12 protein-coding genes are annotated in these 10,411 nt (G+C 61.7%); 4 read left to right on the top strand and 8 right to left on the bottom strand.

Annotated features, from left to right (window positions below; all coding sequences use genetic code 11):
• The 3 genes from exbB to ABR948_RS23710 form a co-directional block, all read left to right on the top strand.
• Positions 1-480 (top strand): tonB-system energizer ExbB (gene exbB, locus ABR948_RS23700; RefSeq protein ID WP_428122764.1); only part of this gene is annotated, 480 nt, incomplete at its 5' end.
• 165 nt (positions 481-645) lie between these two features.
• On the top strand, positions 646-1,251 hold the full coding sequence (locus tag ABR948_RS23705; RefSeq protein WP_428122766.1) for a DUF1007 family protein: 606 nt from the start codon (positions 646-648) through the stop codon (positions 1,249-1,251).
• A gap of 11 nt (positions 1,252-1,262) precedes the next feature.
• On the top strand, positions 1,263-2,339 hold the full coding sequence (locus tag ABR948_RS23710; RefSeq protein WP_428122768.1) for a nickel/cobalt transporter: 1,077 nt from the start codon (positions 1,263-1,265) through the stop codon (positions 2,337-2,339).
• A 26-nt stretch (positions 2,340-2,365) separates the two neighbouring features.
• Here the strand turns inward: ABR948_RS23710 and ABR948_RS23715 are convergent, their stop codons facing one another.
• The 4 genes from ABR948_RS23715 to ABR948_RS23730 form a co-directional block, all read right to left on the bottom strand.
• Positions 2,366-2,878, bottom strand: coding sequence for a GNAT family N-acetyltransferase (locus tag ABR948_RS23715; RefSeq protein ID WP_428122771.1), 513 nt, complete (start codon positions 2,876-2,878; stop codon positions 2,366-2,368).
• 70 nt (positions 2,879-2,948) lie between these two features.
• Positions 2,949-3,884 carry a glycosyltransferase family 2 protein gene (locus ABR948_RS23720; RefSeq protein WP_428122774.1) on the bottom strand — a complete coding sequence of 312 codons (936 nt, stop codon included), beginning with the start codon at positions 3,882-3,884 and terminating at the stop codon, positions 2,949-2,951.
• A 51-nt stretch (positions 3,885-3,935) separates the two neighbouring features.
• Entirely contained in the window at positions 3,936-5,069 is a 1,134-nt protein-coding gene (locus ABR948_RS23725) for a hypothetical protein (RefSeq protein WP_428122777.1), read from the bottom strand.
• Positions 5,070-5,160: 91 nt separating this feature from the next.
• Positions 5,161-5,565, bottom strand: coding sequence for an NUDIX domain-containing protein (locus tag ABR948_RS23730; RefSeq protein WP_428122792.1), 405 nt, complete (start codon positions 5,563-5,565; stop codon positions 5,161-5,163).
• 296 nt (positions 5,566-5,861) lie between these two features.
• Between ABR948_RS23730 and ABR948_RS23735 the strand changes: the two genes are divergently transcribed.
• A complete protein-coding gene (locus ABR948_RS23735) occupies positions 5,862-6,773 on the top strand; it encodes a metallophosphoesterase family protein (RefSeq protein ID WP_428122779.1) in 912 nt (303 codons plus the stop codon).
• A gap of 42 nt (positions 6,774-6,815) precedes the next feature.
• Here the strand turns inward: ABR948_RS23735 and ABR948_RS23740 are convergent, their stop codons facing one another.
• From ABR948_RS23740 to ABR948_RS23755, 4 genes are all read right to left on the bottom strand, one after another.
• Complete coding sequence (locus ABR948_RS23740) at positions 6,816-7,592, bottom strand: glycine-rich domain-containing protein (RefSeq protein WP_428122782.1); 777 nt, start codon at positions 7,590-7,592, stop codon at positions 6,816-6,818.
• 3 nt (positions 7,593-7,595) lie between these two features.
• Entirely contained in the window at positions 7,596-8,153 is a 558-nt protein-coding gene (locus ABR948_RS23745) for a hypothetical protein (protein WP_428122785.1), read from the bottom strand.
• Between the two features lie 186 nt (positions 8,154-8,339).
• The gene (locus ABR948_RS23750; RefSeq protein WP_428122787.1) at positions 8,340-8,549 is read right to left on the bottom strand and encodes a DUF4170 domain-containing protein; all 210 of its coding nucleotides are present in this window, start codon (positions 8,547-8,549) and stop codon (positions 8,340-8,342) included.
• A gap of 21 nt (positions 8,550-8,570) precedes the next feature.
• Positions 8,571-10,202 (bottom strand): isocitrate lyase, encoded by a 1,632-nt coding sequence (locus ABR948_RS23755; RefSeq protein ID WP_428122789.1) that lies wholly within the window; start codon positions 10,200-10,202, stop codon positions 8,571-8,573.
• Between the last annotated feature and the right edge of the window lie 209 nt (positions 10,203-10,411).

Here is a 10,411-nt window from a genome sequence, read left to right on the forward strand (position 1 = left end):
GTGTTGTCGTCGTTGCTGGCCGCGGCGATGCGCGAGGCCCGGCTGTCGGCGGGAATTTCCAGCGACGCCGGCATCAAGGAACGGGCGGCCTCGAGCTTTGCCGAGATCGTGCGCGCGGAAGCACGCCGGATCCGGCTCGGCATGGGATTGCTCGCCACCATCGGCGCGACCTCACCGTTCGTCGGACTGTTCGGCACGGTGTGGGGCATCATGAACAGCTTTATCGGCATCTCGAAATCGCAGACCACCAATCTTGCGGTCGTCGCACCGGGTATCGCCGAAGCGTTGCTGGCGACTGCGTTCGGCCTGGTCGCGGCGATCCCGGCCGTCATTATCTACAATCATTTCACCCGGGTGACGAAAACCTATCTCGAACTGGTTGGCCGCTCGTCGGGGGCCGCGGGGCGATTGCTGTCGCGCGATCTCGATCGCGCCCATGTCAGTTCCTCCGGCAGCACGCACACGCGTGCGGCGGAGTAGACGATATTGCTCCGCGCATTAGAGCGTTTTCGAGCCAACGGGTCGCGCGAATGCGCGCCCGATGACAAGGCTCCGTGGATACCGGTTCGCGTGAAGAAAACGCGTCAAAACAAAAGATTAGAGCCCGGTTCTGATTCAATCAGAACCGATAAGGCTCTAGTCGCCATGGTGGCGCTGTCCATGTGTGTGAGCCCGGCAGCGGCCCATCCGCATGTCTGGGTTGCCGCGGCAAGCGAACTCATTTTCGCCGCCGACGGCTTGATCACCGGCGTGCGCCACGCCTGGACCTTCGACGACATGTTTTCGACCTATGCCCTGCAGGGCATCGTGACCAGGAAAAAGGGCATCTATAGCCGCGAAGAACTGGCGCCGCTGGCAAAGACCAATATGGAGTCGCTGAAGGAATTCGGCTTCTTCACCTTCGCCAGGATAGACAACAGGAAGCAGAAGTTCGCGGAACCGATCGATTATTATCTTGAATACAAGGACGCTGCGCTGGTGCTGCACTTCACGCTACCGTTCAAGACCCCCTTTCGGGTCAAACAGCTCGCGCTCGAAATCTTCGATCCGACCTATTTCGTCGATTTTTCCCTGCAGAAGAAGGAACCGATCCGCCTGGTCAACGCACCGGCCACTTGCACCATCGCCGTCCAGCGCCCGAGCGACGGCACCGCTGTCGCCCAGAAGCTCAACGAAGATACCTTTCTGAATGGCGAGAACGCCAATTATGGCGCGATGTTCGCCAACAAGATCTCCGTGGATTGCCCGTGAGGAATACCCGCATGACAACAAGCCGACAGATTGCGTTGATTTGCCTGGCGATCGCGGCCGCCGGCCTTGTCGCCGATGGCGCGCTGCATGAGGCGCTGGCGCAAAATCCGTTTGGCGGCCCGCGCGCGGCTCCCGACGCACAGGTCGGCGGTATCGTCGGCTGGCTGCTGATGAAGCAATCCGAATTCTATCGCGAGATGTCGTCGACCATTCGCGCCGCCAAGGCCGACGGCAGCGCGGTCTGGACGCTGCTGGCGATCTCGTTCGCCTACGGCATATTCCATGCCGCCGGACCGGGCCACGGCAAGACGGTGATCTCGTCATATCTTGTTGCCAATGAAGAGACCGCGCGACGCGGTATCGCGCTGTCGTTCGTTTCGGCGCTGATGCAATCGCTGATCGCGGTCTTGATCGTCGGCATCGGCGCCTGGCTGCTCAACGTCACCGCGAACACCATGTGCGGCGCCGAGCGCGTGATCGAGATCGCGAGCTACGCGCTGATAGCGGCCTTCGGCACCCGGCTGGTCTGGACCAAGGGCCGCGGCTTGATCGGGGCATGGCGCTCATCCGCGGCCGCGCTTGATCACCATCACGACCATCACTCGCACGATCATGGCGGTCCAGAACATCATGACCACGACCATCACGACCATAACCATCCTGCCCACAACCATGATGACCATGACCATGTCCACGACGCGCATTGCGGGCATTCCCATGGTCCCGAGCCCGCGCAATTGGCCGGTCCGGGCGGTTGGCGGCGCGGTCTCGGCGCGGTGTTCACCGTCGGCATTCGGCCCTGTTCGGGCGCCATTCTGGTTCTGGTGTTCGCGCTGGCCCAGGGGCTGTTCTGGGCCGGCATCGCCGCCACCTTTGTGATGGGGCTTGGCACCGCAATTACCGTGGCCACCATTGCCATCCTTGCGGTCTCCGCAAAGGGGCTGGCGCGCCGGATCACCGCCAGCCGCGAGGGCACCGGCGCGCTAGTGATGCGCGGGATCGAGTTCGCCGCCGCCGGGTTGGTGCTGCTGTTCGGCGTGGGATTGCTATTGGGCTATATCGACGCCGAACGCGTGACCTGTTTTTGAGACGCGAATATCGCCGTCAGGTCCGGCTAGCGCGCCAAGCTCCAGTCCGGGCGGATCGCTCCGGAAACCTCGGCGAACGCTCCGTCGACCAGCTCCGCTACCAGGAGGCGGCTATAGTCCACCGGTCCCGGCATGGTCGCGCGGCCCTTCGGAACCGGCTTGAAGCCGACCCGGCCGTAATAGGCTTCGTCGCCGACCAGCACCACCAGCCGATGCCCTTTCGCCTTGGCCTCCTGGAGCGCGCGATCCAGCAGCACGCGGCCGATGCCGCGGCTGCGAAACGGCGGCTCGACCGTCAGCGGCCCCAGCAGCAGGGCCCTGGTATCGCCGATGCAGACCGGCAGCTGGCGCACCGAGCCCACCAGCAGCGTGCCGATCCGCGCGGTAAACGACAGATCGAGCAAATGGTCGACATGTTCGCGAAGCCGATAGGCGCTCAGCACGAAGCGGCCGGGACCGAACGTGCGCTCGTGCAGACGTTCGATCGCCTGGGCGTCGTTGGCGGTTTCGGCCGATATGGAAACAGAGAGATCGCTCATGATAACGCGCGGGATAGCATCTGGCGGACGCCCGGTCCATCGTTCCGGCGCTGCCAGATTTCGAACCGCATCAGCTCCTGTTGAGGGGGGCTTGAGACAGATAGGCCAATAGCTTCATCTCGCGGCGCCCGCGCGTCACGGTATCGAGCACCAGCCCCGACGACACCGAGAGCACGGCCAGGATCATCAGGCCCATCGACAGCACCGCGGTCGGCAGACGGGGAACGAGGCCCACTTCAAGATAGGTGACCAGGATGGGGACCGCGAGGCCGACCGATACCAGGGTCAGAAAAATCCCGATGGCGGTGAAAAAGTGCAGCGGCTTTTCCGACCGGTAGAGCTTCAGGATGGTGCCGAAAATCCGAAAGCCGTCGCGCCAGGTATTGAGCTTGCTGACCGATCCCTGCGGCCGGGCGTAATAGGGCGTCTCGATTTCGGCGACCGGCAGCGCCAGTTCGAGCGCATGCACGCTCAGTTCGGTTTCGATCTCGAAACCGTCCGACAGCACCGGAAACGATTTGACGAAGCGGCGCGAGAACACGCGATATCCGGACAGAATGTCCTTGAAGGCCTGACCGAAGACCATCGAGAGAAAACCGGTCAGCATCCGGTTGCCGGTGCGGTGGCCGGGCCGATAGGCGGCCTGCGCCTGATCGACGCGAAAGCCGACCACCATATCGAGATGGTCCGACAACAGCGTCTCGATCATGCGCGGCGCACTGGCGGCATCATAGGTCGCGTCGCCGTCGACCAGCACGTAGATGTCGGCGTCGAGATCGGCGAACATGCGCCGGACCACATGGCCCTTGCCCTGGCGGCGCTCGCTGCGCACCTGCGCGCCGGCGTCGCGCGCCACCGCAACGGTGCGATCCGATGAATTGTTGTCGTAGACGAAGATATCGGCCGAGGGCAGCGCCTTGCGAAAATCCGCAACGACGCTGGCGACCGCGGCTTCCTCATTGAAACACGGCACCAGAACAGCGATCCGCATCGATGATGGTATCATTGCAAAGATGCCCGCCCGAGAAAACCTGCCGACTCAAACTCCATATCACGATCAGGCATTTGCCGCCTGCCCGGCGGGCACATCGTCCACGGATTCGGCCGGCTGCATCAGCGACGCAAACAGCAGGCTCCATAACGAAAGCATGGCGATGGGGATGGTGTAATACGGCGTGAAAACGGGATGGCTCATGAAGAAGGCGATGTTGAGCAGCAGATTTCCAGCCGTCACCAGCGCTATCCGGCTCATGCCGGCCGTGCGGGTCGAACGCCACATCGCAGCGGTCCACGCCCCCGCCAGCACCAGCAGGACGAATTGCATGTCGGCGACATACTGCCAGATAATGCCGAAGCTCAAATCGGGAGGTGTGACATCGCCCCCGCCATAGGTGGTCGAGAACGGGCTGCCGGCGTTGATCGCGTTCGCGAGCAGCGTCGGCGCCATGCCGGCGAGGAACGCCGCCCCGAATAACGCACCTTGCAGAAAGGTCTCGATTTTCCGGGACCATAACAATGCAACGGCGAAAAACAGCAAATAGCCGGTCGAGAGCAACAAATTCGGCAATCTGAAATTCACCGACAGGCCGATGATGAGGCCGATCAGCCCCGCCAAAAGCAGGCGATGGCGCTGCCCGGGCAGGAAAAACCTGGCCGTAAGAAGCCCTGCCAGCGCACAGGCCACCATCGTCGGCGCCATCGAATAGCTCGCCTTGGTGGGGTTGATCATCAGATAGACGGCCAGGCAGCCAAAGGCCGCCGCGAGAAAAATCGAGGGCGTGGTGCGCGCGGCGTAAATCCCGAGCAAGGCCAGGCCAAAAATGATCGCCGTCGTCACAGCATACAGCGGGATCACCTGAAACCCTTCCGGGAAGGCCGCCAGCACAAAGCCCGTTCCCGGCGGATATTGCATCACGCGCTTGTTGGTCGCCGGCATCAAGGTGTGACAGGGTGGCGTTTGCGAGGCCGGGAAACCGATCGCCTTCAATTTTGCCGACAGATAATGGTCGTCATCCCCGGACAAATTGGTGTCCAGGCCGCGAAGCCCAAATCTCTGGAACAGATGGGCTTGCCGCAAATAGCAGACGTCGTCGTAAACACCACGGCTTTCGCTCCAGTGCGACATCGACCAGACATTGCTGGCCAGCACCAGAAAACAGACGAAGCCGCAGGCCATTTTCAGATAATGCATCGTTTTGTCCCGGCGCGGTGTTCTAGTCGGTTTGTCGTCAAATCCAGCGAACCCGCAAGGGGTCTGGCGCCAAGGTTCTAACGCCAAGGTTCTAACGCCATGTCGCGATCAACGCCCGGCCTTCGAGCACTTCCGATATCCGCAGGCGCGTCCCCTGGGTGGTCTCGACCGGCAATGCGCCGGCTTCGAAAAATCCGCAGGCGATGATCTCGCGATTCGGCTCCGGCAGGCGATCCTGCCTGAAATGCCTGACCAGGTAGACCGCGACATGGTCTCGGCGAGACACATGGCTGTTGAGGAAAAGGCCGTGCAAGGCCGGCTCGCCGGTCAGTTCAATTCGTCCCTCCTCCTCCAGTTCGCGTTGCAACGCATGGCGGAACGTCTCGCCCACTTCGACGCCACCACCCGGCAGGTGCCAGCCGGCGACATAACTGTGCTTGACCAGAAACACACGATCCTGGCCGTCCAGCACCACGGCACGGACCCCCAGCGTCATGCCGCGGGCGAACCGCCAATAGAGATGAAAAACCCGCCGCAGGATCGGCTCAAGGCTCTTTCGCACGCTCTGCAGGTTCAACGTCCATGAACTCCGGATCGGCCGACATCGCGTTTGATCCTTGCATCGCGGCGGCCCGCTTGCCAATACATTGCAGCTCTTGACTTTGCAGCTCTTGACTTTGCAGGTCTTGACTTTGCAAGTCTTGACTCTGCAGCTCTTAACGGGATTTTGCAGGTTAGTGAGGTGACCGTGCGGCGGCTGTTTCTCGCAGGCAACCCGATCGGAAGCATGTGATGGCGGCATTCACCCTGGCCCATTTGTCCGATCCGCATCTTCCGCCTTTGCCCGCGCCGCGGCTCGCCGATCTCGCCGGCAAACGCGCGCTCGGCTATCTCAACTGGACCCGCAACCGGCATAAATTCCAGCGGCGGGACGTGCTCGATGTGCTGGTATCGGACCTGCAGACGCAGACCCCCGATCACATCGCGGTCACCGGGGATCTCGTCAATCTCGCGCTCGAGGCCGAATTTGCGCCGGCGCTGGCCTGGCTCGAGAGCGTCGGTGCGCCGGATCGCGTCACCGTGATCCCCGGCAATCACGATGCCTATGTGCGGGCGACGCAGCATCGCTTCGCCGAAACATTCGAAACATATCTGCGCGGTGACGATGCGACCCAAGACACGACTCAAGACACGACTCAAGGCGACAGGTTTCCTCTGGTGCAACGGCGCGGCCCGCTGGCGCTGATCGCCGTATCGTCGGCGGTTCCAACACTCCCGCTGATGGCGACGGGTTGGCTCGGGCAGAGCCAGCTTGCCGCGCTCGACCGCATATTGGCGCAGCTGGCCACCGAGCAGGCGTTTCGCGTCCTCCTGATCCATCACCCGCTGCGTTCGGATTCCCGCGTCAAGCGGCTGACGGATTCGCCGCGGCTGCTCGCGCTGTTGAAACGGCACGGCGTGGAACTGGTGCTGCACGGGCATGATCACATTCATTCCACGATGTGGTTCGACGGACCGAACGGCACGATTCCGGCGGTCGGCGTGCCCTCGGCCTCCGCGCTCGCCCATGGCCGCTATCCCGCCGCGGCCTATAATTTGTTTTCGATCGAGCGCGATGGCGACGCGTGGCGCTGCGAGCTGACGGTGCGCGGCATCAATGATGCCTTGCGGGTGCGGGAAGTGCGGCACGCGCGATTGATATAGAGCGACGGGACTCAGCTTGTCACAGCGTCCGGGAGACGGCCATTAATCGCCACCACCCCCGCCACAGCCTCCACCGCCGCAACTTCCGCCTCCGCCATCGCCGCCCCCGCCCGCATCACCGCCGTGACCTCCACCGGCATCACCATGGCCACCATGACCGCCGTGGCTTCCATCGCTACCGGCATCGCCGAAGCCAGCGGAACTGCCGTCGATCGAACTATCGGCAAAATCGCCGCCGCAATAGGCTGCGCCGCCACCGCCGTCTTTCCGCAGTTGCTCGCATTGCGGATGATAGACGAATCCATCCGGAATATTCAGCTTGGCATCCAGCGCGAACAGCAGCGGCAGCCGCGTCGGCTTGACCGGATCGATGCTCTCATACTTGCAGCAGTACCACCACACGCGGCGGAGGCCTTCGTTGCTCTGGCGATGTTCGCTGAGCACCACCGCCGGCGTATGATGCAGGAACCCGCCGAATGCGCGCCGGCAAAATGCATCGTATTCGCGCGTGTAGAGAATGAATTCGTGCCACAGATCGTCGGCGGCTTGCGACGGCATCGAGACGTAGCGCTTGCCGCTCATCAGATAGGCAATGAAAAACTGACGCAGGCCGCGCGAAACCAATGCGCTGTCCTTGCGCTCAAGACCGGAGCGATGCTTCTCGAGCCGATCGAGCAGACCCGGCGGCCAGCGATAGGTCCGGATGAACTCGGCGCGTCGGAGCTGAAGCCACTTGCGGAACAAGGAGGCCGCGATAACAGTCGCGACAATCGCCAGCGCGATCGGTACGCCTGACGTCGCGACCACTCCTCTGGCCATAGCCTAGAAATTCCGCAGGGTCGCAAACAGCGCCACGCCGAACAGCGCGATCACGCCGACAATGAAGCCGAGCACGAAGCTCCAGAACCCGCCGCGGCGCGGCTTGTCGGTCACAACCGGCGCCGGCGCCGGCGTGGCGACCAGCGCGTGCTCGCGCTCGACCATGCGGCGCGCGACGTAATCGGTGACGGCGTCGACGACGGGCGCGACATCGTGGGATTCGGCGATCACGATGCGGCCGAAACGGGTATCCTGCACGAAACGATAGATGCGCTTGTCGCGTCCCATCACGACATGGGCCACCACATCGATCCACAGCCGCGGCGTCTCACCCTGGCTGATGCCGCGATCGAACAGGTCGACCTGATCCGGAACTTGCGCGAACAGGGAATCGAGCGCCTCGTTGAGAATTTCAAGCCGGGCCACTTCGGCATCGCGCAGGTCGACGACGACGCCGGTCCGATCGGCGGCCTCGATCCGCGCCTGCCGCAGCGCATCTCGCAGCCGCATCGGACGCAGATCTCCGATGCCTTCGCTTCCGGTATTCTGTGCGTCTGACATACGCTGACGGCCCTTGTCCTGATGGATCGCGACGATCTTAACCTATCAGTAACCATGTTTTCCGCAAAGGCCGTTTATTCCCAATGGCTTACACTCGGAGATGTTTCAAGACTCAAGCAGCCCCACCCGGGTTCACCGGATGAGGCTGCTTTCGTCCTTGGACGTCTTCTTATTCGCTAGAATGTATCAAGCCACCACGCGGCTGGGCTCTTCCACAATCGAGAAGCGCACGCCGGCCTTGTGCCGGTTCTCTTCCGAGACCGCGCGCCAGGCATCCTCGGCCTCCTTGCGGGTCGAGAACGGGCCCTGAACCTGGGCCGAGCCATGCACCAGCGTGTGGAAGTTCATCGAACCGAACTCGCCGCCAATCACCCAGTAATTGCTGCCTTTGGTCATGGTAGTCTCCTGCTGTTGCCGTTAACCGAACTGGTTCATCGTGTTATGGGCGCCGCCCGCCTTCAGAGCGGCCTCGCCGGCGAAATATTCCTTGTGATCATCGCCGATGTCAGATCCAGCCATGTTCTGATGCCTGGCGCAGGCGATACCCTGACGGATTTCCTGACGTTGAACGTTCTTCACGTATCCAAGCATACCCTGCTCGCCGAAGTATTCCCTCGCGAGATTATCGGTCGACAGAGCCGCCGTGTGATAGGTCGGCAACGTGATCAGGTGGTGGAAGATGCCGGCACGCTTGGCTGAATCGGCCTGGAAGGTGCGGATGCGTTCGTCGGCTTCGATCGCCAGCGGCGTACCGTCGTATTCCGCTTTCATCAGCTCGGCGCGATTATACCTGCTGACATCCTTGCCTGCCTGCTTCATCGCATCGTAGACCTGCCAACGGAAGTTGAGCGTCCAGTTGAACGACGGCGAGTTGTTGTAAGCCAGCTTCGCGTTCGGGATCACCTCGCGAATACGGTCGACCATCTTGGCGATCTGCTCGATATGCGGCTTCTCGGTCTCGATCCAAAGCAGGTCGGCGCCGTTCTGCAGCGAGGTGATGCAGTCGAGCACGCAACGATCTTCCCCGGTGCCGGCACGGAATTGATAGAGGTTGCTGGCAAGCCGCTTCGGGCGCATCATCTTGCCGTTCTGGTTGATGATGACATCGCCGTTCCGGGCGTTGGCAGCCGTCACTTCTTCGCAGTCCAGGAAGCTGTTGTACTGATCACCAAGGTCACCGCGCTTGTGGGTCACGGCGATTTGCTGCGTGAGGCCGGCACCCAGCGAGTCGGTGCGGGTCACGACGATGCCGTCTTCCACGCCTAGTTCGAGGAAGGCATGGCGGCAGGCGCGGATTTTCGCCAGGAACACCTCGTGCGGCACAGTCACCTTGCCGTCCTGGTGGCCGCACTGCTTTTCATCGGAGACCTGATTTTCGATCTGCAGGGCGCACGCACCTGCTTCGATCATCTTCTTTGCGAGCAGATAGGTTGCCTCCGCATTGCCGAAGCCGGCATCGATGTCGGCGATGACCGGCACGACGTGGGTCTGGAAGGTGTCGATCTTTTGGATCAGCGCCTTTTCCTTCGCCGTGTCGCCGGCCTTGCGGGCCGCGTCAAGGTTGCGGAAAATGTCGTTGAGCTCACGGGAGTCCGCCTGACGCAGGAATGTATAGAGCTCTTCGATCAGCGCCGGCACGGATGTCTTCTCGTGCATCGACTGATCGGGAAGCGGTCCGAACTCGGAGCGAAGTGCTGCGATCATCCAGCCGGAGAGGTACAGATAACAGCGATCGGTCTTGCCGAAATGCTTCTTCACCGAAATCAGCTTCTGCTGGGCGATGAAGCCGTGCCAGCAGCCAAGCGACTGGGTGTATTTTGTGGTGTCCGCATCATAGGCAGCCATATCGCTGCGCATCAGCGCCGCCGTGTACCGGGCAATGTCGAGGCCGGTCTTGAAGCGGTTCTGCAGACGCATGCGCGCGACGGCTTCGGCAGTCACGCCGTTCCAGGTCGGCTTGCTCTTGAGGAGCACCTCAGCGGCTCCGATCTCGCTCAGATAGGAAGCCGGGCCCTGGATGTCGCTGATGCCTCGTGGCTGGTAGTTCATGTGCGTGATCCCTTCGGTGACGACAAATCTGCAGCGTCTGCCTTCGCTGCTCTTTACCGCCGAACAACATTCGTGACAGTGCATTGCGAAACGTGTGGCGAGAGCTAAACGCTAAACTTCCCAATTCGTATAGACGGCTTGTCATTGAATGGTGATGTGATGTAACATCACGACTTGTAATAGATGTAATTTTGTCAATTTTGTCACAA

The organism is Bradyrhizobium sp. (assembly GCF_050014615.1).
Taxonomy (GTDB): Bacteria; Pseudomonadota; Alphaproteobacteria; order Rhizobiales; family Xanthobacteraceae; genus Bradyrhizobium.